The following is a 20,887-nucleotide window of genomic DNA, read 5'->3' on the forward strand; positions in this document are numbered from 1 at the left end:
ACCATGAACCTGATCCGCAACTACCGCAACTGGCGCCGCTACCGGGACACCGTTTCCGAGCTGAGCCGCCTGAGCAACCGTGAACTGACCGACCTCGGCATCAGCCGCAGCGACATTCCCTACGTCGCTCGCAAGGCGGTCTAATCCTTCGGACCGCGAATGGTCCGAACCAGTTTTGAAATGAGCATGACAATGAACCTGATCCGCAACTATCGTAACTGGCGCGTCTATCGCGAGACGGTTACCGAGCTGGGTCGCCTTTCGAACCGCCAGCTGCATGATCTCGGTATCGTCCGCGACGAAATCAAGATCATCGCCCGCAAGGCGATCTAATCAAGGAATTTCGCTGGGATCGACCTCCTCCCCGAGACCAGCGAAGACGGTCAGCCCTTATCCTCCTCCCAAGGGTTGACCACCAAAACGGCGCCCACCGCACCTCCTCCCGCGGCGGGCGTTGTTCCCCCGGGGCATCTGCCCCAGAGGTTTCGCCCCTCTCTATCCGGCGAAAAGAATTTCGTCTGAGCCGACCTCCTCCCCGGCGATGACGAATAGGCCCGACCTTCACCTCCTCCCGAGGGTCGGCCACCCAAACGGCGCCCGCCGCACCTCCTCCCGCGGCGGGCGTTGTTTCCCCAAGGGGGCAAAACGAATTTTGCCCCAGAGGTTTCGCCCCTCTCTAACCGGCGAAGAGAATTTCGTCTGAGCCGACCTCCTCCCCGGCGATGACGAATACGGTCGGCCTTCACCTCCTCCCGAGGGTCGACCCCCAAAACGACACCCGCCGGACCTCCTCCCCCGGCGGGTGTTGTTGTTTTCAGGGGCAGGCTTTCGCAAGCAGCCGTTCGCCGTGCCGGCGCCCGACAATTGCAATCGCGACGGCAAGCGATTATTCCGGCGCCATGAGCAGCAATCCAATCCACATTATCGGCGGCGGCCTTGCCGGTTCCGAAGCCGCATGGCAGGCGGCGCAGGCCGGCATTCCCGTGATCCTGCATGAAATGCGCCCTGTTCGCGGCACCGATGCCCACAAGACCGATGGGTTGGCCGAACTGGTCTGCTCCAATTCCTTCCGCTCCGACGACGCCGAAAACAACGCCGTTGGCCTCTTGCACGCCGAAATGCGGCTCGCCGGGTCGTTGATCATGAGCGCCGGCGACGCCAACCAGGTGCCGGCCGGGGGCGCGCTCGCTGTCGACCGCGATGGTTTTTCCGACGCGGTGACAAAAAAGCTCGAGGCGCATCCGCTGATATCAATCCAGCGCGAGGAAGTGCCCGGCCTGCCGCCGGCGGATTGGGACCAGGCGATCATCGCCACCGGGCCGCTGACCGCGCCCTCGCTCGCCCAATCGATCGCCGAAGCGACCGGGGCGGATGCGCTGGCCTTCTTCGATGCCATCGCGCCGATCATCCATTTCGACACGATCGACATGAACACGGCCTGGTTCCAGTCGCGCTACGACAAGGTCGGCCCTGGCGGGACCGGCAAGGACTACATCAACTGCCCCATGGACAAGGACCAGTACTTCGCCTTTGTCCAGGCGCTGGTCGATGGCCAGAAGACCGAATTCAAGCAATGGGAAGGCACGCCCTATTTCGACGGCTGCCTGCCGATCGAAGTGATGGCCGAGCGCGGTGTCGAGACGCTGCGCTACGGGCCGATGAAGCCGATGGGCCTGACCAATGCGCATAATCCAACGGTTAAGGCCTATGCCGTCGTCCAGCTGCGCCAGGACAATGCGCTGGGTACGCTCTACAACATGGTCGGCTTCCAGACCAAGCTGAAGCACGCCGAGCAGGTGCGCGTCTTCCGCACCATCCCCGGACTGAAAAACGCCGATTTTGCGCGGCTGGGCGGCCTGCACCGCAACACCTACATCAATTCGCCGACCTTGCTCGATCCATCGCTGCAGCTGAAGTCGAGGCCCGGCCTGCGTTTTGCCGGCCAGATCACCGGCTGCGAGGGTTATGTGGAAAGTGCCGCCATCGGCCTGCTCGCCGGCCGCTTCGCCGCGGCCGAGCGGCTGGGCCACGCACCGTCCCTGCCGCCGCTCACCACCGCTTTTGGCGCGCTGCTCAACCACATCACCGGCGGCCATATCGTTTCCGACGACGAGCCGGGCAAGCGCTCTTTCCAGCCGATGAACGTCAATTTCGGCCTGTTCCCACCGGTCGAAGCGCAGAAAGTCGAAGGAAAGCGCCTGCGCGGCAAGGACAAGACCGTAGCCAAGCGCCATGCGATCACGTCAAGGGCGCGCGCCGATTGCCGGCAGTGGCTGGGATTGCCGGCAGAGACGGCGGAAGCGGCGGAGTAGACGGTCGCCGCGTCTTGGTTGGATTTGGGCATAGAGTGGTATGGTATCCTACTTCTATGCCCAAAGGAGTCGGCCCATGGAATCCGCCGAGAAACTGTCCATCACCGTGACGCCAGCCATGGCGCGGATGATCCGAGCGAAGGTCGAGGATGGCTCGTTCGGCTCGGCCAGTGAGGTCATTCGGGCAGCCCTTCGCGCCTTCCAGCGCGAGGAGGATGAACACGCAGAGCGGATGGCCGCCATGCGGGCGCGCGTGAAGAGGTCTATTGAGAACAAGCGGCCGGACGTTCCATTGGGTGAAGCGATCGAAAAAGTAAGAAAGCGGATTTCGGAGATGGCGAGAGAGAGCGATGATCCAGCGTCTCGCCGTCACTCTTAGCGAAGAAGCGATCGCGGATCTGGACTCGATTACCAGCTACACCTTCGACCAGAGCGGAAGCGAGCGCGTCGCCATCCATTCGTCGATCGACTCGAAGAGCGCTGCCAGGGCATCGGCAATGCGCCTCGCGGTGGCCGTTCCCGCGACGACATCATGCCAGGGTTGCGAACCGTTCCATTCGAGCATTCGGCCATTATCGCCTATGTCGTCGACAATGATCTCGTGCGCATCGTCAAAATCTTCTATGGCGGCCGAGACTTTGAGACGATGATGCGCGATGGCGGATCGAGCGAGCCGTCATAGCAGAACTACTCAGCCGGCTCAGCCCCCGCCATCGGCAACCCGGGCTTGCCCGCCTCACCCGGATTGCGCCTGACATAGGCTGCCTTCAGCGTCTCGGACGTATCGCGCGAGCCGTCATGGCTCCAGCCGGGCGGCTTGATCAGGTAGTTCAGGCGCTCGCCGGGCGTCAGCCCCAGCGCGAAGGCATCCTTGAACATGCCGATCCACTCGTGAAAAGCCACTTTCAGCGGATTGAAGGTGCCGAGATTTTTGACGATGCCGTAGCGTGGCCGATCTTCCTCAAGCTCCGCGACGAAGGTGCCGAACATGCGGTCCCAGATGATCAGCGTGCCGGCATAGTTGGCGTCGAGATAGCGCGGATTGGTGGCGTGGTGGACGCGGTGGTGCGAAGGGGTGTTGAAGATGAATTCGAACCAGCCCCACATCTTGCCGATGGTCTCGGTGTGAATCCAGAACTGCCAGACCAGGTTGAAACCGAAGACGAAGGCGATCACCGCCGGGTGGAAGCCCAGCAGCACCAGCGGCGCCTGCAGCACGAACATGAAGGTGAACAGCCCGGTCCAGCTCTGCCGGAGCGCCGTCGACAGATTGTAGTGCTGGCTGGAATGGTGATTGACATGTTCGGCCCACACCCAGCGCACCCGGTGCGCGATGCGATGATAGACATAGTAGCGCAAATCATCGAGCAGGAAGGCGGCCAGGAACACCCAGACCGACAGGCCCAGATTGAAGACGCGGAACTGCCACAGCCACAGCAGCGCCCAATAGGACACGACGCCCAGCAGCAACCCTGCGACGACATTGCCGGTGCCCATCATCAGGCTGGTCAACGTATCGCGCGTCTCGAACGAGCCCTTGGCGCGGCCGGTGCACACCAGCCAGAGCTCGATCAGGATCGCAGCGACGAAGAACGGAATGGCCAATTGGGTGACTTGCGGGAAATTGTAGTTGTCCATCAGGCGGCCTCTTTGGCGGAATTCTGCGGTCGGGCCTGAAGCGCGTCCAGCACCGCCCTTGTATCGGCAGCGTCGGTGAAGGTGAATCGGCCGCCCTTCCAGGTGAAATCGCCAATCCGCAAAGTGATGGCGGTGGCTGTCTCCAAGGTCAGCGCCGCGACATCACCAGATGTGACGACACGGGTCAGGAAACAATCGCCTATGGCCTGAACGATGCCGAGACGCCCTCTCCCCAACTCCAGGAAAGCGGCCTGACCGTCGGATGTAAGCCGGACGGCCGTTGCGTCTTCATCAGGATAATCCTGCGCAAAACGTTCGCGCGCCTGTTGCGCGTCGGCGAGCCTTGCCTTGCGGCTGCCCCCGGTGAAATGCACCGCGGCGACCGACAGCGCGATGCCAAGCACGACGATCGCGACCAGCACGGGCAAGCTCATGGACAGGCATCTCCTCGGCCCGTTGTCTCAAGCAACGGTTCCGATTGAATGCTTAACATGGTTGACGTTTACGTCAAAGTGCCGGCCAGCCCTGCGTCGCGCGACGCAGCGTCAACCAGTGACGTCGCAACGCCGAGAGCCGGGGGGTGTCACGAAGCGGGGCACCCTTTTCGATCTTCGCCAGATAAGCCCGTGACATCGCCAGCGGCAAAAACGCCGGGCGCAGCGATGCCGGCAGCGCAGCAGCTCCTCGCGTGAAGACCGTGAGATGCTCGCGCGCCAGCGCGATCATCGCCGCCACCACACGTTCTGCCCCGGCCCCGCCATCGCCGGCGACAAACTCTTCCGGCGACGACCCCGCCGCGGCCAATATGTCGGCCGGCACGAAACATTGCCCGCGCCGGCGGTGCAGTGGCAGCAGCAGCAAAAGGCCCGTAATCGCCTGAGCGCAACCCGCCCTTCCCGCAAGCTCGGCGAAACGTGGAGCCTCGACCGGATCGAGCACCATCGCCGCAAGCTGGATCAGCGCGGCCGCAGTCTCCCCGCAATAGCCTTCGAGATCGGTGCGCGACGGCATGGGATCGTCGTAGAGATCGAAGATGCGTGCCTCGAGCATGTTCTCGAAGGCCAGTTTCGGCAGCCTGGATGTCGCGATGGTGGCGTTCAGGGCTTCGGCAACAGGATGACCCGCACCCGCCTCGCCGCCGGCGGCAATGACATCGCGCCACCATTGCAGCCGCACCTCACCGGGCAACGGCTCGTGGATGCGGTCGCGAATGCCTGCGATCTCGGCATTGAAGGCATAGAGCGAAAACAGCGCGGCGCGCTTGTCGGCCGGCGCGTAGAGCGCCGTCAGATACCGGTCATGGTCGGCGGCCCGCACCGCATCCATGACGATTTCTGCATTCCCCGACATGTCAATCGACGGCGATGAGCGCGGCGGCGACGGCGCGGTCTTCCGCCAGAAGCACATTGTAGGTCCGAACGGCTGCCCCGGTGGACATCGGGTCGGACGCGATGCCTGCCTCCTTCAGCGCCGCCCGCAGCGCCGGCGGCAACGGCCGGAGATCCTTGCCCATGCCGACCAGCAGGATCTCGACCTTGTCCGCCTCGGCCAGCAGCTTGTCGAAATCGGCCACCGTCAGATCAAGCGGCTCCGCCGGCTCCCAGCCATGAATGCCGGAAGGCAGGCAGAGCAGCGAGCCGCGATGCGACATGTCGGCAAAGCGGAACCCGCCATTGCCGTAAGCCTCGATCGGCGCGCGGCCCGGAAAATGCGCCTCGCGGATGACGATGCCTTTGCCGGTCGCCAACTTAGTCACCCCTTCGGGGCCGCGCGTCAGGTCGCGACCGCCTTGCCGCCGCCGACCGGCTTCTCCTCGTCAGCCGTGGCCTGTGGCCGCAGCTTGAACAGGATGAGCAGCGGTGCGGCGATGAAGATCGACGAATAGGTGCCGAAGACGACGCCGAACAGCATGGCCATGGTGAAGGAGCGGATGACTTCGCCGCCGAACAGCACCAGCGCCAGCAGGGCCAGGGCCGTGGTCACCGAGGTGAGCGTTGTTCTCGAAAGCGTCTCGTTGATGGCGTTGTTCAGCAGCTGCGGCAACGGCATTCGCTTGTATTTTCGCAGATCCTCGCGGACGCGGTCATAGACCACGATCGTATCGTTCAGCGAATAGCCGATGATGGTCAGGATTGCCGCCAGTGACGACTGGTTGAATTCAAGCCCGGTGATGACGAAGAAGCCAAGCGTCATGACCACGTCATGCACCGTCGCAACGATGGCGCCGACCGCGAACTGCCATTCGAAGCGGAACCAGACATAGATCAGAATGCCGACCAGCGCGACCAGCATGGCGATCGTGCCTTGCTTGGCCAACTCACCCGAGACGGTCGGGCCGACGACTTCGACGCGGCGGAAATCATACTGATCCTGCAGTTCGCCGCGAACTTTGTCGATCACGGTCTGCTCGGCGTTCTCGCCCGCATCTTGCGAGCCGACCCGGATCAACACGTCGTTGGGCGCGCCGAACTGCTGCACCTGCACTTCGCCGATGTTGAGCTCGGTCAATCGCTTGCGGATATCGCCGAGATTGGCGTCGCCGCTCTTGGACTGCACCTCGATCAGCGAGCCGCCCTTGAAATCGATGCCGTAGTTGATGTCGACCGTCATGAACAGCACGACCGACAGGACCGACAGGATGCTCGACAAGGCGAACGTCCAGCGCCTTATGCCCATGAACGGAATTTTCGTGCCGGGCGGAATGATGGTGACAGGTGCCCTCGGCAGTTCCTTCGGGCGGGCGCGGCGCAGCCACATCGACACCAGCAGGCGCGTAAAGGTGAACGCGGTGAACACCGTGGTCAGAATGCCGATGGCGAAAGTGATGGCGAAGCCCTTGATCGGTCCGCTGCCGAGATAGAACAGAACGACAGTGGCGATCAGCGACGTGACGTTTGAGTCGACGATCGTCGCCAGCGCCTTGGTGAAGCCCGTATCGATCGCCTGGATCACGGATCGCCCGTTTCGTCGCTCCTCGCGGATACGTTCGTAGATCAGCACGTTGGAATCGACCGCCATGCCGATGGTGAGCACGATACCGGCGATACCGGGTAAGGTCAGTGTCGCCCCAAGCAGGGACAGCAGCGCGACGATCATCGCAACGTGCACCGCCAGCGCGATGTTGGCGAGGAAGCCGAGGAAACCGTAAGCGACGAACATGAAGGCGACGACGAGGATCGAGCCGATGATGCCGGCGACTTTGCCGGCGTGAATCGAATCCTGGCCAAGGCCCGGCCCGACGGTGCGTTCCTCGATGACCGTCAGCGTCGCCGGCAGCGCGCCGGCACGAAGGAGCACTGCGAGATCGTTCGCGCTCTGTGCGGTGAAATTGCCTGATATCTGGCCGGTGCCGCCGAGAATCGGCTCGCGAATCTGCGGTGCCGAGATCACCTGGTTGTCGAGGATGATGGCAAACAGCTTGCCGACATTCTGCGACGTCGCCTGGCCGAAGCGGGCTGCTCCCTTCGAATCGAAGCGGAACGAAACCACCGGCTCGTTGTTCTGCGAATTGTATGTCGCCTGCGCGTCGACGAGATTTTCGCCCGATACGATGACGCGGTTCTCGATCAGGTAGGGAACCGGCGGATCGTCCTGCGAATAGAGCACGGAAGAACCGGCGGGCGGGCGCCCCTTGAGCGCGTCCTGCACCGGCATCGACTGGTCGACCATCTGGAAGGTCAGCTTCGCGGTCTGGCCGAGGATTTCCTTCAGCCGCTGCGGGTCCTGAAGGCCAGGCACCTGGACGAGGATGCGGTCGTCGCCTTGCCGCTGCACGATCGGTTCGGTCGTGCCGAGTTCGTTGACGCGGCGCTCCACCACTTCGATCGACTGCGCCAAGGCGGTCGACGTACGGTATTTGATGCCGGCGTCGGTGACGGTGAACTTGAGCAGACCCGGCTCGGAATCGTCCAGAGCCATTTCCTGGATGGATCCGCCGGTGAACAGGCCGGCCGCGACAGGATCGGTCAAGGTCTTCAAGGCTGCCTTGGCCGCATCCAGTTGTGCCGGATCGGTGATGCGAACCTGCAAGGTCCGCCCCGTGCCGCCGAGACCCGTATAGCCGATCTTGGCATCGCGCAGCAGCGTGCGGATTTCATCGCGGGTCGTCTCCAGCCGATCCTTGATCAGATCGTTCTGGTTCATCTCGAGCAGGATGTGCGAGCCGCCCTGCAGGTCGAGACCGAGCGTCATCTGCCGCTTCGGCACCCAGCTCGGAAGCTGTGCCAACGTGCTGGCGGGAATGAGATTGGGCGCGGCCAGGACCACTGTGGCGGCCACGGCCAGCCAGATCAGGATCATCTTGAAGCGCGAGAAGTAAAGCATATGGCGTCGTCCGTCAGAGCGTATCCGCGGATCGCTCCGCCTGGAATTGGATTATTTCTTGGCGTTCTGGTTGGCGACCGGTTCGCCCTTGACGCGCACATCGGCGATCGTCGAGCGCAGCGCCGTCACCTTGGTGCCGCCGCCGAGGTCGATTTCGAGTTCGTTGTCGTCGATCACCTTCGTCACCTTGCCGACGAAGCCGCCGCCGGTGACGACCGTGTCGCCGCGACGAACCGCCGCCAGCATCTCGCCGCGCTTCTTGAGCTGCGTGCGCTGCGGGCGGATGATCAGAAAATACATGATCACGAAAATCAGGACAAACGGCAAAATGCTGATGAACATGTCGGGCGAGGCGCCAACGCCTTGGGCGTATGCCGGTGTCACGAACATCGAGGTACTCCTGAATTTTGAAAAACGGCCGCCAAACCGAATGCAGTGAAATTTGGCGGCCTCGTGAAATTTGGCCGGAATATAGTCGGTAAAGTTGTCAATGCAACTGCGCCGCCCGGCAAATCGGCTGCTTTTCCGGCCTGTTTAGCCGTGTTAGAGCATCATCGCCGAAAGCGCGAGCCGGTTTTGCGAAAAGATCACGCTCGAACAAAAGGTTGGAGGCGGTTTCGAACCTTGCGAAATCGAACGGCCCCACCCTGCCCGCCCAAGAAAACGGACCCAAAGACCTGAAATGACCGACAGCACCATCGACGCCCTGAACCAGAAACTCGACCGCCTGATCGAGGCCGTAGGCCGCCTTGCGCCACCGCCGGTGCCTGAAACCGACCTCAACGTGGCCGATTGCTTCGTCTGGCAGGCCGATCCGGGCTATCTGGAACCGGTGCGCAAGGTCAACCGCGTCGATATCGGCCTGATCCGCGGCGTCGACCGCGTCCGCGACATCCTCGTCGACAACACCGAGCGTTTCGCCGCCGGCTTCGCCGCCAACAACGTTCTGTTGTGGGGCGCTCGTGGCATGGGCAAATCGTCGCTGGTCAAGGCCGTGCACGCACAGATCAACGCCAGGGCCAAATCGGACTTGCCGCTGAAGCTCATCGAGATCCATCGCGAGGACATCGACACGCTGCCAAAGCTGATGGGCTTGCTGAAGGCTGCCCCCTTCCGCGTCATCCTGTTCTGCGACGACCTTTCCTTCGATCATGACGACACGTCCTACAAGTCGCTGAAGGCGGCGCTCGAAGGCGGCGTCGAGGGCCGCCCGGCCAATGTCATCTTCTACGCCACGTCGAACCGCCGCCATCTGTTGCCGCGCGACATGATCGACAATGAGCGCTCGACCGCCATCAATCCGTCCGAAGCGGTCGAGGAAAAGGTCTCGCTGTCGGACCGTTTCGGCCTCTGGCTCGGCTTCCACAAATGTTCGCAGGACGAATATCTCGACATGATCAACGGCTATGCCAGTCATCATGGCCTCGACATCGACCAGGAGCAGTTGCGGGCGGAAGCGCTGGAATGGGCAACGACGCGCGGCAGCCGCTCCGGCCGTGTCGCCTGGCAATTCACGCAGGACCTGGCCGGCCGGCTCGGCAAGCCGCTGAACGACTGAAGCATTGGATCGCGTCGCTGGCGCGATCCGACGCTTCATCATTTGGGTGGCTGAATCCGCCGCAGGTCGCCCGGCGTTTGGCCGATCTCGCGGCGCATCCAGTGCGCCAGATGCGACTGATGCGCGAAGCCGGTCAATTCAGCCACTTCGCTTATGCTGAGATTGCCTCGCTGCAGCAGAAGCCGGGCACGTTCGACGCGCCGCCGCAGCACATAGCGGTGCAGCGTGACACCGGTCGCCAGCTTGAACCATGTCCGCAAATGCGAGTTGCTCGCGCCGGCAACACGGCTTAGTCGATCGATGGAAAGCGGCTCATGGAGAGCGGCTTCAATGTACTCCAGCACGCGCTTGAGCTGATTGTCCGACAAACGGTTCGTGCGTTCGACATCGGGCTCACCGAGGCCAAGCAGCCTCACCGCCAGTGCGGCGCCGATGCTGTCGGCAAACAATGGGTCGCTCGGCGCCGCTGCGTTCAGTTCGCTCTCGAGCGCTCGGGCGAGATGTTCGATGCGCTGGTCACGAAGCAGGTGACGCGTGTCGAGCCGCGCTGCTTGCGCCTTGCCGCCAAGCTCCGACGCCACCCTCTCCATCAAGGCCGGCTGCAACGCGATCTCCATCGTGTCGAAGGCGGTCTCGGCCTCGAAGCCGCCCTCCTGACCCGCTGGCACCAGGTCGATATCGCCGGCACGCCTCACGAAATATCGTCCCACCGTAGCGCAATAGGAGCGTGTCGCCGCGCTTGCATGCACCATGATGCGATGGTGCGGCGCCCGCGACAGGCGATGGACGCCGGCTTCGACATGCCGGGCAGCCAGCGCTACCTCGTATGATTGTCGATCCGGGGCGAATTGCGAACGCATGCTCTCTCGATTCATGGCGAAACCTGTTCAAGATTTGGCAATTCCCGCGCGATTTTCAATGCCGCCGACCGCTATCTGCACCTCTCCAACAGGCTTGAAAGAGAGGTTACGATATGAGTTCCTTTGTTGTTGTCGGAGCAGGTCCGGTCGGGCGTGAGACCGCCCGCCTCCTTGGCGAGGATGGCCATGACGTGGTGTTGACGAGCCGGAGTGTCGGCTCGAATGCATTGCGCAACGTACGGGCCGTACAGGCCGACGCCACTGACGCGTCGGAGCTCTCGCGCGTGTGCCGCGGCGCCGATGCGATCTTCATGTGTGCCATGGCCGCCTATCACAGGTGGCCGACCGATTTCTTCCCGATCGTCGATGGCACCGTGCGCGCGGCCGAAACCGTCGGAGCAAAGCTCATCGTGCTCGGAAATCTGTACGGCTATGGGGAAAATGCCGATAGCCCGCTTCGCTCCGGTCTTCCCCTGGATCCGACCTCCAGGAAAGGAACCGCCAGGACGATCATGTGGCAACGGGCTTTGCGTGCCGATGTACCGGCGATCGAGGTGCGGTCCAGCGACTATCTCGGACAGGGCGCGATCAGCTATTTTTCACTGGTCGCGCTGCCCTCCATCATCGAGGGCAAGCCAACGGCGTTCATTGGAAACCTCGACGCGGCGCATGCTTGGGCCTTCACCAAGGACGTCGCCAGGACACTGGTGGCGGCTTCCCGTTACACAGGCGAATGGGGGCGAGCGTTTCACGTTCCCTCGCAATACGCCTCGCCCCGCCAGCTCATCTGGAAGGCCGCCGCGATGCTTCGGCGCGAGGTCTCCGAGATACGCTCCTATTCCACGGCCGAGATGGAGGCCTTGGGCATGCATGAGCTCATCGAGATGAGTTATCTTTTCGAGAGGCCCTTGCTGGTCGATTCTTCCGACGCCGAGACGCTCCTCGGCGTCAAGGCCAGCAGCCTGGAGGAGATGATCGCCGACACGTTGCGCGATCATCTCTGACGCGGCAGCCTTTGATGAACTGAAAAAGCCCGCTCCTTGCGGAGCGGGCTGAGCCGGCGGGCTGGACTGGAGGTCAGACGGCCCGCATGTCGCTTTTTTTCTTCTATTCGAGATAGCCCGACGGATCGACCGGAGCCGAATTCTTGCGCACTTCGAAGTGCAGCTTCGGTGAGTCCGTTGTGCCGCTCATGCCCGACAGAGCGATCTCCTGGCCGCGCTTGACCTTCTGGCCGCGCTGCACTTCGATCGAGCTGGCGTGGCCATAGACAGTGACGAGACCGTTCTCGTGGCGCACCAGCACCGTGTTGCCGAATTCCTTCAAGCCGTCGCCGGCGTAGATGACGACGCCGTTCTCGGCCGCCTTGACCGGCGTGCCGGTGGGCACGGCGATGTCGACGCCGTCCTTGCCGGATCCGAAACCGGAGATCACCCGGCCGCGCACCGGCCAGCGCATCTTGCCGATGCCGGTTGCGTCCGGCGCCACCGCATCTTCATCCTCGGCCTGCTGAATGACCTTGGCGTCCTTCTTCGGCGGCGTGTAGGAGGCCAGCGTTTCCGAGGGTGTGGCTTTTGCCGGGGCCTGCGTGGTTGCCGTGGTCACCGGATCGACCTTGACCGGCTTGGCGCTGGCGACCGTCGCCGTTCCGCCGGCCGGCACCTTCAGGGTCTGGCCGATCTTCAATATGCCGTCCTTCATGCCGTTGGCCTGCTTCAGCGCAACGACGCCGACGCCGGTCTTCCTGGCAATCGAGGACATCGTGTCGCCCGACTGGACCGTATAGGTGCCGGCGCCGCCGGCGGTCTTGGCCACCTGTGCCGGCTTGGGTTCCTTGGGCTGGCTTGCCGCGGCCGACGCATCGACCTGGGCAGCGGACTTGCCCTCCTTCAACTTGGGCTGCTGCGGCAGCACGGCGACCTTGTCCGGCGCGGTGGCCGGCAGATCGTGCTTGCCGTCCTTCACCGGCTTGGCGTCGGCAACCTTCGGCTCGGCCTTGCTCGAATAGGCGTAGGCCGGAATGACGATCTTCTGACCGGTCTTCAGCCCCTTGGTCGGGCTCAGCCCGTTCACTTTCATGATGACGTCGGCCGGCACCTTGTAGTGGGCCGCCAGGCCGGAAATGGTTTCGCCGTCCCTGACGACGATTTCGGTCGCGTGCGGCGTGCCTGCCTGGGCCATCCTCGGCTGGTCCGGCTGCGCTTCCTTGAAAGGCTTGGCCGCCGGGGCGACAGTGCCGGTCGTCGTCCTGTCGACATGCGGCGCCGGACGCACCAAAGCGGGTGCCGATGCGACACGCACCGGGTTGGCGGCTGGTGCCGGAGCCGGCTGCGCCTGCGCGGAAACCGGCGGCGGCAACGGCCGGCTCGAAACCGGCTCGAGGCTGGAGCGGCTCACCGATTGCGTGTGGCTGCCGTCGAGCGGAGCGGCCGAGACATCGCCCGGATAAGGCTGCACGGCATCCTGCTTGTTGATGATGGTGCGCTGATTGTTGGTCGAGGAAGTGAACACGTCATCGACGCTGTTGAACCGCGAAGCCTGGGAACTGCACCCGGCCGCCGCACCTGCAATCATCAAGACAGCGCAGCCCCGCGCCAGATTGCGACCATTTGCCTTCAAAACACTGAGTTGCATCGCACTAACCCGCACAAACTCTGCACCAACTGGGCAGGATTAAAGCGCGTTAATGTTACTGGCCGGTTAACCCATTAGAATCCGACGAAAATTTTCTTAAAACATTTTGTAGGTGACCTTGGAGCGGAGGCCGATCGCAGGGCAGCGCCGTCGTTCACCCGGTCTTACGTTCAAGGAGGGTTGTCATATCCTGCAGAATTCCTGAAATAGTTCCGACTGTTGCGATGGGGTAACAGTACTTCGAGGCTAGGATCGGGTAGCGTCAAGGCAGCTTGGGAGGCGCCGATGAAACACGTTCTGCTCGCCGTGACGGCTGCAATTGCCTTGGGTACGGCCACGCATGGATTCGCCGCCGATCTTGTCACGACCCCGGTTGCCGCCAGCTACGACTGGAGCGGCCTCTATATCGGCGCCAATGGCGGCTGGGGATCGGGCCATTCCTGCTGGGACACGACGCCGTTCCCCGGCCTGACCTTTGACGAGGGCTGTCACAACGCCACCGGCGCAACAGCCGGCGCCCAGATCGGCTATCGCTGGCAGCGCAACGATTGGGTCTTCGGTGTGGAAGCGCAAGGCAACTGGGCTGACCTGAAGGGCTCGAACCAGTCCGACATTTTCCCTGCCTTCACAAATCGTTCCCATGTCGACTGGTATGGATTGTTGACTGGCCAGATCGGTTACAGCTTCAGCAATGCCCTCGTCTACGCCAAGGGCGGCGTGGCCGTCACCGGCAACCATTTCGACGTCGTCAGCACGCCTTCGCCCGACACGCTCGCCGGCGATGCGGACGATCAAACCCGCTGGGGCGCCGTCCTGGGCGCCGGCCTCGAATATGGCTTCGCCCCGAATTGGTCGCTGGGGATCGAATACGACCACCTGTTCATGCCCGACAAGGACGTTACTTTCACGCCGGTCGGTATCGGTGGATTCGCGTTCGGCACGGACAGCATCAGCCAGAGCGTCGATCTGGTCGGCTTGCGCCTCAACTACCGCTTTGGCGGCTGAAGAATATCGAAGACTGCGGCCTGATATCAGATGACGGCCGCAAGACTGCGCAGGATCGGCTGCAACCGCACCATGCCGATATCCTCGCGTTCGAATCGGCTGCCGACCTTGGTGAGCTTGGCCAGCACCTGCTCGCCCTCCTCCGGCCCGATCGGCGCAATGACGATACCGCCACTCGACAACTGGTCGAGCAGGAAGCGCGGCAGACTGTCGAAGGCCGCCCAGGCGACGATACGGTCGAACGGCCCCTCATTGGGCAATCCGTTGGAACCATCGGCCTGCCGCACGATGGCGTTGCCGATGCCGAGCGCTTCGAAACGCTGCCTGGCTTGCTCGACCAGCGTCTTGTAGCGGTCGATGGTGACCACCCGAGCCGCCAGCCGCGACATGACAGCCGAGGTGTAGCCGGAACCGGTGCCGATCTCGAGCACGCGGTTCCCCTCTTCGATGGCAAGGGCGGCGATCACCGCGGCCTGCATGTCGGCCCCTTCGATGGCTTCGCCGCATTCGATCGGCAGCATGCGATCCGACCAGGCGATCTGGTGGAATTGCGCTGCCAGGAAGCCACGCCGCGGCGTCGCCTCGAAAGCCGCGATCAGCGCCTTCGGCACCGTTCCCCTGCCGCGCAGGCGCAGCAGGAACGCGGCAAATCCTTCGCGGTCATCGATGGGGAAACCCTGGTTCATGCCAAAACCTTGTTTATGACAACGCCTTGCTCAACTGGTCACGGATCTCATGCGCGGTAAGGTCAAGCTGCAGCGGCGTAACCGACACCAGCCGGTTGCGCAGCGCATGGAGGTCGGTTCCCTGCTTGCCTTCGACCGGCTCGCGGCCGAAGCGCAGCCAGTAGTAAGGCAGGCCGCGCCCGTCGCGGCGCTCGTCGACCCACAGGCTGTGAACCAGCTTGCCTTGCGTGGTCACCACAGTGCCGGCGACCTCCTCGGGAAGGCAGTTGGGGAAATTGACGTTGAGCAGCACACCGTCGGGAAGCGGCGTCGCGACGAGCTTCTTCAGCAGCGCCGGCGCCAGCGCTTCCGTTGTCTCGTAGGGGACGATCCGGTCCTCCCCGACATAGCTGTAGCCCTGGCTGAGTGCGATCGAGCGGATGCCGAGCAGCGCGCCCTCCATCGCGCCGGCGACTGTGCCCGAATAGGTTACGTCATCGGCAATGTTGGCGCCGGAGTTGATGCCCGACAGGATGAGGTCGGGCGCGCCGGGCAGGATTTTCTTCACGCCCATGATGACGCAATCGGTCGGCGTGCCGCGCACGGCGAAATGCTTCTCGCCGATTTTCCTCAGGCGCAGCGGCTCCGAGATCGACAGCGAATGCGCGTAGCCCGACTGGTCCTGCTCCGGCGCCACCACCCAGACATCGTCGGACAGCGTGCGCGCGACGCGTTCGAGCGCCGCCAGGCCCTCGGCATGAATGCCGTCGTCATTGGTCAGAAGGATGCGCATTATTTCGATTCGATCTTTTCCAGACCGCCCATGTAAGGCCGCAGCACTTCAGGAATCGTTACGCTGCCATCCTCATTCTGGTAGTTTTCGATGACGGCAATGAGAGCGCGGCCAACGGCGGTGCCCGAACCATTCAGCGTATGGACGAAGCGGTTGCCCTTGCCGTCCCTGTCCTTGTAGCGGGCGTCCATGCGCCTGGCCTGGAAATCGCCACAGACCGAGCAAGACGAGATTTCGCGATACGCGTTCTGGCCGGGCAGCCAGACCTCGATGTCGTAGGTCTTGCGTGCGCCAAAACCCATGTCGCCGGTACACAGCACCATGGTCCGGAACGGCAGTTCCAGCCGCTTCAGCACTTCCTCGGCGCATTGCGTCATCCGCTCATGCTCGGCGAGCGAGGACTCCTGGTCGGTGATCGACACCAGCTCGACCTTGTAGAATTGATGCTGGCGCAGCATGCCGCGCGTATCACGGCCGGCAGAGCCTGCCTCAGAACGGAAGCATGGCGTCAGCGCGGTGTAGCGCAGCGGCAGTTTTTCATGCGCTGATATCTCCTCGCGCACCAGGTTGGTGAGCGGCACCTCGGCGGTGGGGATCAGCCCGAGCCTGCCCTCGCCGTGCGGCGTGAAGAACAGATCCTCCTCGAACTTCGGCAGCTGGTTGGTGCCGAACAGCACCTCGTCGCGCACCATCAGCGGTGGGATTACTTCCTCATAGCCGTGCTCGGTCGTGTGCAGATCGAGCATGAACTGGCCGATCGCGCGTTCCAGCCGCGCCAGGCCGCCCTTGAGCACGGTGAAGCGCGAACCCGACAGCTTCGCCGCGCGCTCGAAATCCATCATGCCGAGCGCTTCGCCGATTTCGAAATGCTCCTTCACCCAGTTCGGCCGCGTCGGCGCCTTGCCGACGATGTGCTTGACGACATTGTCGTGCTCGTCCTTGCCGACCGGTACGTCGTCGAACGGCACATTGGGCAGCACCGCCAGCGCATCGTTCAGCGCCTTGTCCAACTCGCGCTCGCGCGCCTCGCCGTTCTGGATGAAGGTCTTGATCTCGCCGACTTCGGCCTTGAGCTTTTCGGCCAATGCCGCATCGCCCGAACGCATGGCGTTACCGATCTCCTTGGAGGCGGCGTTGCGGCGCTCCTGCTTGGTCTGCAGCTCGGTGACGTGCTCGCGCCGCGCCTCGTCGCGGCTGATCAGATCATCGACCGTGGACTGCGCCTCCTCCGATGGCCACGAGCGCTTGACCAGCGCCTCGACAAGGGCCTTCGGGTTGTCGCGAATCCATTTGATGTCAAGCATGGTCTATCCGTCCTCAAGCTAAGGTTTGAGGGCGTAAACCGCATCTTTCATCGATGCAAGATGAGGCTGGGCGGCGGTTGTCGTTTTCCGCCGCCGCCAGGTGTCTTATGAGGCAGCTGGCGCCGGGGGCTCGTCCGGTGTCTTGTCCGCGGCGGTCTCTTCGGCCTCCTGTTTCTCGCGCGCCAGGCGCTCGCGCTCCTGGCTGCGCTCGATCAGGCGGGCCGACCAGATGGCGACCTCGTAGAGCAGGATGGTCGGTATGGCCAAGCCGATCTGGCTCATCGGATCAGGCGGCGTCAGCACCGCGGCGACGACGAAGGCGATGACGATCGCCCATTTGCGCTTCTCGGCCAGCGCCTTGGACGACAGCATGCCGACGCGCGTCATCAGGCTGGTCACCACCGGCAGCTGGAACACCAGGCCGAAAGAGAAGATCAGCGTCATGATCAGGCTGAGATATTCCGACACTTTCGGCAGGAGCGAAATCTGCACCTGCTCGTCCGTGCCTGACTGCTGCATGGCGAGGAAGAACCACATCACCATCGGCGTGAAGAAGAAATAGACCAGCGAGGCGCCCATCAGGAACAGGATCGGCGACGCGATCAGGAATGGCAGGAAGGCATTGCGTTCGTTCTTGTAGAGGCCCGGAGCAATGAATTTATAAATCTGCGTGGCAATCAGCGGGAACGCGATGACCATGCCGCCGAACATGGCGAGCTTCACCTGCGTGAAGAAGAATTCCTGCGGCGCGGTGTAGATCAGCTCGACCTTGTGCGGATCAAGTCCAGCCCACTTCGTCGCCCATTTGAACGGCACGACCAAGAGGTTGAACAGCTTCTTGGCGAAGAAGAAGCACACCAGAAAGGCCACGAAGAAGCCGCCGAGCGACCAGATCAGCCGGCGGCGCAACTCGATGAGATGCTCGATCAGCGGTGCCGACGATTTCTCGATCTCGTCCTTTTCCTTGTCCGAAACGCTCACTTGGCGGCTCCAGCCGTCTTTTTGGCTGCCGGCTTCTTGGCCACAGCAGGTTTCGGTTCAGTTTTCGCTGACGCCTTGGCAGCGGCAGGCTTCGTCACGGGCATAGCCGCTGTCGTTGCCTTTGTCGGCGCCTTTGCGGGTGCGGCTTTTGCCGTCACTGCGGGTCCGGCTTTTGCCGTCGCCGCGGGTGCGGCTTTTGCCGTCACGGCCTTGGAAGATGCCTTGGACGGCGCTTTTGCTGCTGGCGCCGGCTTGGCGGCTTTCCGGGCCGCGGCGACCTTCGGCGCCATGGCAGGTTCCGTGGTGGCCGCCACCACCGATTCATCGGTCATTGCCGGAAAAGTCGGGGCCGATGTCGTGGCCTCCGGCCCTTTGACACCGGGCATTTCAGTCGCGCCGTTCTTCAGCGGCTCTGCTGCTTGCGGCGTCGAAGCCGCTGGCGCTGCCGGATCGGCGGCCGGCTTCGGCTTCATCGCCGCGTCGACACCGGCGCGCACATCCGCCGCCGCCTGTTCGAACGGATTGAGCTGCTTCTTGATCTCGGCGACCGGGCTCAAGCCTCTGAGCTCGTCGACCGACTTCTTGACGTCGTCGAGCTCGGCTTCCTTCAAAGCCTCGTTGAACTGTTTCTGGAAGTCCGCGGCCATCGCCCGCAGCTTCGCCGTCGTGCGGCCGAAAGTGCGCAGCATGTTGGGCAAATCCTTCGGCCCGACGACCACGATCATGACGATCGCGATCACCAGCATTTCGGTCCAGCCGACTTCAAACATGACAATCTGTTCCGACTAGAACTTCTAGCTCAGCTCTTGCTGGCCTTTTCCTTCGCGGCCGAAACGGTCTCGTCGGCACGGTGCTCGACGGTGCGCTTGTCGTCGGCAACGTCGTCGTCGGCCATGCCCTTCTTGAAGCTCTTGATGCCCTTGGCCATGTCGCCCATCAGCTCGGGGATCTTGCCGCGGCCGAACACCAGAAGCACGATGACCAGCACGATCATCCAGTGCCAAATCGAAAATGAACCCATAGCAAATCTCTCTCGAATGTTTTCCCTGGCGATGATCTATGCGTTTTCGCGTTGGGATTCAAACACAACCGCGACAGAGTTTATGAAAGGGTGTCGGATGTCACGCATTTTCGGCGATGCTGCCCGCTACCAAACGGCGCATGTAAAGCCGCAAGGCGGCTTTTGACAGGCGCTCGCGGTCAATCTTCCGTGACGCGCGGCGTCAAGAGGCCGAGCTCCTCGAGGTCGATGTCCGTCAAGGGATCCTCATCCTCCGTCAGCGCATCGGGATCGGCCGGCGGCTGCGGAATGGAGAAGTTCGACGGCATGCGGCCTGAAAGCAGGCCGGCACCCTTGAGTTCCTCCATGCCGGGAAGATCGCGGATTTCCTCGAGCGCGAAATGGTCGAGGAAAGTTTCGGTGGTTCCGTAGGTGACGGGACGGCCGGGCGTTTTGCGGCGGCCACGCATGCGCACCCATTCCGTCTCCAGCAACGTGTCGAGCGTCCCCTTGGAGGTCTCGACGCCTCTGATGTCCTCGATCTCGGCGCGCGTCACCGGCTGGTGATAGGCTATGATCGCCAGCACTTCGAGCGCCGCCCGCGACAGCTTGCGCTGCTGCACCGTGTCGCGGCTCATCAGGAACGCCAGGTCGCCGGCTGTGCGGAACGCCCAGGCGTCGCCGACACGCACCAGGTTGACGCCGCGGCGCGCATAAATCTCCTGCAGTTCGGCCATGGCCGCTGCGACATTGATACCGTCGGGAAGCCGGGCGGCGAGCTGCTTTTCGCTGACGGGTTCGGCGCTGGCGAACACGATCGCCTCGGCCATGCGCATGGCTTCCGCCATATGCATGCGCTCGGCCGGATTCTGCCCCGGATTCTGGGCCTGGTCGATCTCGCCCTCTTCCGGCTCGTCGTCCACCTTGAACGGGATGACCGAAGCGTTGGCGCTTTCGCTCATGATGCCACCTCGACTGCCTTGATTGTCTGTGCGCGGTGGTCGCGCAGGTAGATGGGTGCGAACACCTCGTCCTGCCGCACGTCCATCTTGCGCTCGCGCACCAATTCGAGCGTCGCCGCGAACGAACTGGCGATCGCGGTGCGGCGCTCTTCCGGGCTCGCCAGATAGTCGATCAGGAAACTGTCGAGCGCGGTCCATTCGCGCAACGAGCCTATCAGCCGGGTGAGGATGTCGCGGGCGTCCTTGAGCGACCAGACACCGCGCCTGGCGATCGTCACATTGGTGATCGCCTGCTTTTGCCGCTGCTGGGCATAGGCGGTCAAGAGATCGTAGAGCGACGCCGAGTAGCTGTTGCGCTTCTCGATGATGACCATTTCGGGCATGCCGCGCGCGAAAACGTCGCGGCCGAGCCGGTTGCGGTTCACCAGCCGCGCCGCCGCGTCGCGCATGGCTTCGAGCCGCTTCAGCCGGAATTGCAGCACCGCCGCCAGTTCCTCGCCGCTTTCGCCCTCCTCGCCCGGCTGCTTGGGGATCAGGAGCTTCGACTTGAGAAAGGCGAGCCACGCCGCCATCACCAGATAGTCGGCGGCCAGTTCCAGCCGCAGCGTCCTCGCTGTCTCGATGAAAGCCAGATACTGTTCGGCCAGCGCCAGGATGGAGATACGCGCCAGGTCGACCTTCTGGTTGCGGGCAAGATGCAGGAGAAGATCGAGCGGACCTTCGAAACCGGCCACGTCGACGACCAGCGACGGGTCGCCCGTCAGCCGTGAATCGTCGTTCTCGGCCCACAGGCGGTCCATCGGTGCGGCCTTCGCGGCCTTGCTTTCCAATGCTTCCGCCACTGCCTCTCGC

The 20,887-nt window shown here is 63.0% G+C and carries 24 protein-coding genes; 8 read left to right on the top strand and 16 right to left on the bottom strand.

Features of this window, described 5'->3' with window-relative positions; translation table 11 throughout:
* Positions 1-3: 3 nt before the first annotated feature.
* The 5 genes from FJ967_RS24990 (at position 4) to FJ967_RS34100 (ending at position 2,994) form a co-directional block, all read left to right on the top strand.
* On the top strand, positions 4-144 hold the full coding sequence (locus FJ967_RS24990) for a DUF1127 domain-containing protein (protein WP_013531315.1): 141 nt from the start codon (positions 4-6) through the stop codon (positions 142-144).
* Positions 145-192: 48 nt separating this feature from the next.
* Positions 193-333 (top strand): DUF1127 domain-containing protein, encoded by a 141-nt coding sequence (locus tag FJ967_RS24995; RefSeq protein ID WP_065005581.1) that lies wholly within the window; start codon positions 193-195, stop codon positions 331-333.
* Positions 334-899: 566 nt separating this feature from the next.
* A complete protein-coding gene (trmFO, locus tag FJ967_RS25000; RefSeq protein WP_140734797.1) occupies positions 900-2,312 on the top strand; it encodes a methylenetetrahydrofolate--tRNA-(uracil(54)-C(5))-methyltransferase (FADH(2)-oxidizing) TrmFO in 1,413 nt (470 codons plus the stop codon).
* Positions 2,313-2,388: 76 nt separating this feature from the next.
* Positions 2,389-2,691, top strand: coding sequence for a type II toxin-antitoxin system ParD family antitoxin (locus tag FJ967_RS25005; protein ID WP_140734799.1), 303 nt, complete (start codon positions 2,389-2,391; stop codon positions 2,689-2,691).
* A gap of 111 nt (positions 2,692-2,802) precedes the next feature.
* Positions 2,803-2,994: a type II toxin-antitoxin system RelE/ParE family toxin gene (locus FJ967_RS34100; RefSeq protein ID WP_348643111.1), complete on the top strand. Its 192-nt coding sequence runs from the start codon at positions 2,803-2,805 to the stop codon at positions 2,992-2,994.
* A gap of 5 nt (positions 2,995-2,999) precedes the next feature.
* Here FJ967_RS34100 and FJ967_RS25015 read toward each other — a convergent pair whose 3' ends face one another.
* From FJ967_RS25015 to yajC, 6 genes are all read right to left on the bottom strand, one after another.
* Positions 3,000-3,950 (bottom strand): sterol desaturase family protein, encoded by a 951-nt coding sequence (locus tag FJ967_RS25015; protein WP_181176136.1) that lies wholly within the window; start codon positions 3,948-3,950, stop codon positions 3,000-3,002.
* Positions 3,950-4,372: a hypothetical protein gene (locus tag FJ967_RS25020; RefSeq protein WP_246675377.1), complete on the bottom strand. Its 423-nt coding sequence runs from the start codon at positions 4,370-4,372 to the stop codon at positions 3,950-3,952. Before FJ967_RS25020 ends, FJ967_RS25015 begins: the two co-directional genes overlap by 1 nt.
* An 85-nt stretch (positions 4,373-4,457) precedes the next feature.
* Entirely contained in the window at positions 4,458-5,300 is an 843-nt protein-coding gene (locus FJ967_RS25025; protein ID WP_181176137.1) for a phytoene/squalene synthase family protein, read from the bottom strand.
* 1 nt (position 5,301) lies between these two features.
* A complete protein-coding gene (locus FJ967_RS25030; RefSeq protein WP_140734805.1) occupies positions 5,302-5,697 on the bottom strand; it encodes an Mth938-like domain-containing protein in 396 nt (131 codons plus the stop codon).
* Between the two features lie 26 nt (positions 5,698-5,723).
* A complete protein-coding gene (gene secDF, locus FJ967_RS25035) occupies positions 5,724-8,273 on the bottom strand; it encodes a protein translocase subunit SecDF (RefSeq protein ID WP_140734807.1) in 2,550 nt (849 codons plus the stop codon).
* 51 nt (positions 8,274-8,324) lie between these two features.
* Positions 8,325-8,663, bottom strand: a complete 339-nt coding sequence (gene yajC, locus FJ967_RS25040) for a preprotein translocase subunit YajC (protein ID WP_008876289.1) — start codon at positions 8,661-8,663, stop codon at positions 8,325-8,327.
* Positions 8,664-8,955: 292 nt separating this feature from the next.
* Between yajC and FJ967_RS25045 the strand changes: the two genes are divergently transcribed.
* Positions 8,956-9,831, top strand: a complete 876-nt coding sequence (locus tag FJ967_RS25045) for an ATP-binding protein (protein WP_140734809.1) — start codon at positions 8,956-8,958, stop codon at positions 9,829-9,831.
* Positions 9,832-9,869: 38 nt separating this feature from the next.
* Here the strand turns inward: FJ967_RS25045 and FJ967_RS25050 are convergent, their stop codons facing one another.
* Positions 9,870-10,691, bottom strand: coding sequence for an AraC family transcriptional regulator (locus FJ967_RS25050; RefSeq protein WP_140734811.1), 822 nt, complete (start codon positions 10,689-10,691; stop codon positions 9,870-9,872).
* A gap of 113 nt (positions 10,692-10,804) precedes the next feature.
* Here FJ967_RS25050 and FJ967_RS25055 point away from each other — a divergent pair, with 113 nt between their 5' ends.
* Positions 10,805-11,695, top strand: a complete 891-nt coding sequence (locus FJ967_RS25055; protein WP_140734813.1) for an NAD-dependent epimerase/dehydratase family protein — start codon at positions 10,805-10,807, stop codon at positions 11,693-11,695.
* Between the two features lie 103 nt (positions 11,696-11,798).
* On the opposite strand, the gene FJ967_RS25060 is transcribed toward FJ967_RS25055, so the two are convergent.
* Positions 11,799-13,325, bottom strand: coding sequence for a peptidoglycan DD-metalloendopeptidase family protein (locus FJ967_RS25060; protein ID WP_140734815.1), 1,527 nt, complete (start codon positions 13,323-13,325; stop codon positions 11,799-11,801).
* Positions 13,326-13,610: 285 nt separating this feature from the next.
* Between FJ967_RS25060 and FJ967_RS25065 the strand changes: the two genes are divergently transcribed.
* Complete coding sequence (locus FJ967_RS25065) at positions 13,611-14,330, top strand: outer membrane beta-barrel protein (protein ID WP_140734817.1); 720 nt, start codon at positions 13,611-13,613, stop codon at positions 14,328-14,330.
* Between the two features lie 26 nt (positions 14,331-14,356).
* On the opposite strand, the gene FJ967_RS25070 is transcribed toward FJ967_RS25065, so the two are convergent.
* The 8 genes from FJ967_RS25070 to FJ967_RS25105 all read right to left on the bottom strand — a co-directional run bounded on the left by FJ967_RS25070 (position 14,357) and on the right by FJ967_RS25105 (position 20,835).
* The gene (locus tag FJ967_RS25070) at positions 14,357-15,016 is read right to left on the bottom strand and encodes a protein-L-isoaspartate(D-aspartate) O-methyltransferase (protein ID WP_140734819.1); all 660 of its coding nucleotides are present in this window, start codon (positions 15,014-15,016) and stop codon (positions 14,357-14,359) included.
* Between the two features lie 13 nt (positions 15,017-15,029).
* On the bottom strand, positions 15,030-15,788 hold the full coding sequence (gene surE / locus FJ967_RS25075; RefSeq protein ID WP_140734821.1) for a 5'/3'-nucleotidase SurE: 759 nt from the start codon (positions 15,786-15,788) through the stop codon (positions 15,030-15,032).
* On the bottom strand, positions 15,788-17,092 hold the full coding sequence (gene serS, locus FJ967_RS25080) for a serine--tRNA ligase (RefSeq protein ID WP_140734823.1): 1,305 nt from the start codon (positions 17,090-17,092) through the stop codon (positions 15,788-15,790). Before serS ends, surE begins: the two co-directional genes overlap by 1 nt.
* Positions 17,093-17,197: 105 nt before the next feature.
* The gene (gene tatC, locus FJ967_RS25085; protein WP_140734825.1) at positions 17,198-18,073 is read right to left on the bottom strand and encodes a twin-arginine translocase subunit TatC; all 876 of its coding nucleotides are present in this window, start codon (positions 18,071-18,073) and stop codon (positions 17,198-17,200) included.
* Complete coding sequence (gene tatB / locus FJ967_RS25090; protein WP_140734827.1) at positions 18,070-18,843, bottom strand: Sec-independent protein translocase protein TatB; 774 nt, start codon at positions 18,841-18,843, stop codon at positions 18,070-18,072. Before tatB ends, tatC begins: the two co-directional genes overlap by 4 nt.
* Positions 18,844-18,872: 29 nt before the next feature.
* Positions 18,873-19,094: a twin-arginine translocase TatA/TatE family subunit gene (locus FJ967_RS25095; protein ID WP_015317533.1), complete on the bottom strand. Its 222-nt coding sequence runs from the start codon at positions 19,092-19,094 to the stop codon at positions 18,873-18,875.
* Positions 19,095-19,273: 179 nt separating this feature from the next.
* Entirely contained in the window at positions 19,274-20,035 is a 762-nt protein-coding gene (gene scpB / locus FJ967_RS25100; RefSeq protein ID WP_140734829.1) for an SMC-Scp complex subunit ScpB, read from the bottom strand.
* On the bottom strand, positions 20,032-20,835 hold the full coding sequence (locus FJ967_RS25105) for a ScpA family protein (RefSeq protein ID WP_140734945.1): 804 nt from the start codon (positions 20,833-20,835) through the stop codon (positions 20,032-20,034). The genes scpB and FJ967_RS25105 overlap by 4 nt, the downstream gene beginning before the upstream one ends.
* Between the last annotated feature and the right edge of the window lie 52 nt (positions 20,836-20,887).

It is taken from the genome of Mesorhizobium sp. B2-3-4, assembly GCF_006442315.1.
Classification (GTDB): domain Bacteria; phylum Pseudomonadota; class Alphaproteobacteria; order Rhizobiales; family Rhizobiaceae; genus Mesorhizobium.

Bases quoted from the DNA above. Each gene is read 5' to 3' on its own strand.
- FJ967_RS24990 (WP_013531315.1), top strand. From the start codon at position 4: ATGAACCTGATCCGCAACTACCGCAACTGGCGCCGCTACCGGGACACC.
- FJ967_RS24995 (WP_065005581.1), top strand. From the start codon at position 193: ATGAACCTGATCCGCAACTATCGTAACTGGCGCGTCTATCGCGAGACG.
- trmFO (WP_140734797.1), top strand. From the start codon at position 900: ATGAGCAGCAATCCAATCCACATTATCGGCGGCGGCCTTGCCGGTTCC.
- FJ967_RS25005 (WP_140734799.1), top strand. From the start codon at position 2,389: ATGGAATCCGCCGAGAAACTGTCCATCACCGTGACGCCAGCCATGGCG.
- FJ967_RS25015 (WP_181176136.1), bottom strand. From the start codon at position 3,950: ATGGACAACTACAATTTCCCGCAAGTCACCCAATTGGCCATTCCGTTC.
- FJ967_RS25025 (WP_181176137.1), bottom strand. From the start codon at position 5,300: ATGTCGGGGAATGCAGAAATCGTCATGGATGCGGTGCGGGCCGCCGAC.
- secDF (WP_140734807.1), bottom strand. From the start codon at position 8,273: ATGCTTTACTTCTCGCGCTTCAAGATGATCCTGATCTGGCTGGCCGTG.
- yajC (WP_008876289.1), bottom strand. From the start codon at position 8,663: ATGTTCGTGACACCGGCATACGCCCAAGGCGTTGGCGCCTCGCCCGAC.
- FJ967_RS25045 (WP_140734809.1), top strand. From the start codon at position 8,956: ATGACCGACAGCACCATCGACGCCCTGAACCAGAAACTCGACCGCCTG.
- FJ967_RS25050 (WP_140734811.1), bottom strand. From the start codon at position 10,691: ATGCGTTCGCAATTCGCCCCGGATCGACAATCATACGAGGTAGCGCTG.
- FJ967_RS25055 (WP_140734813.1), top strand. From the start codon at position 10,805: ATGAGTTCCTTTGTTGTTGTCGGAGCAGGTCCGGTCGGGCGTGAGACC.
- FJ967_RS25060 (WP_140734815.1), bottom strand. From the start codon at position 13,325: ATGCAACTCAGTGTTTTGAAGGCAAATGGTCGCAATCTGGCGCGGGGC.
- FJ967_RS25065 (WP_140734817.1), top strand. From the start codon at position 13,611: ATGAAACACGTTCTGCTCGCCGTGACGGCTGCAATTGCCTTGGGTACG.
- FJ967_RS25070 (WP_140734819.1), bottom strand. From the start codon at position 15,016: ATGAACCAGGGTTTCCCCATCGATGACCGCGAAGGATTTGCCGCGTTC.
- surE (WP_140734821.1), bottom strand. From the start codon at position 15,788: ATGCGCATCCTTCTGACCAATGACGACGGCATTCATGCCGAGGGCCTG.
- serS (WP_140734823.1), bottom strand. From the start codon at position 17,092: ATGCTTGACATCAAATGGATTCGCGACAACCCGAAGGCCCTTGTCGAG.
- tatB (WP_140734827.1), bottom strand. From the start codon at position 18,843: ATGTTTGAAGTCGGCTGGACCGAAATGCTGGTGATCGCGATCGTCATG.
- FJ967_RS25095 (WP_015317533.1), bottom strand. From the start codon at position 19,094: ATGGGTTCATTTTCGATTTGGCACTGGATGATCGTGCTGGTCATCGTG.
- scpB (WP_140734829.1), bottom strand. From the start codon at position 20,035: ATGAGCGAAAGCGCCAACGCTTCGGTCATCCCGTTCAAGGTGGACGAC.
- FJ967_RS25105 (WP_140734945.1), bottom strand. From the start codon at position 20,835: ATGGACCGCCTGTGGGCCGAGAACGACGATTCACGGCTGACGGGCGAC.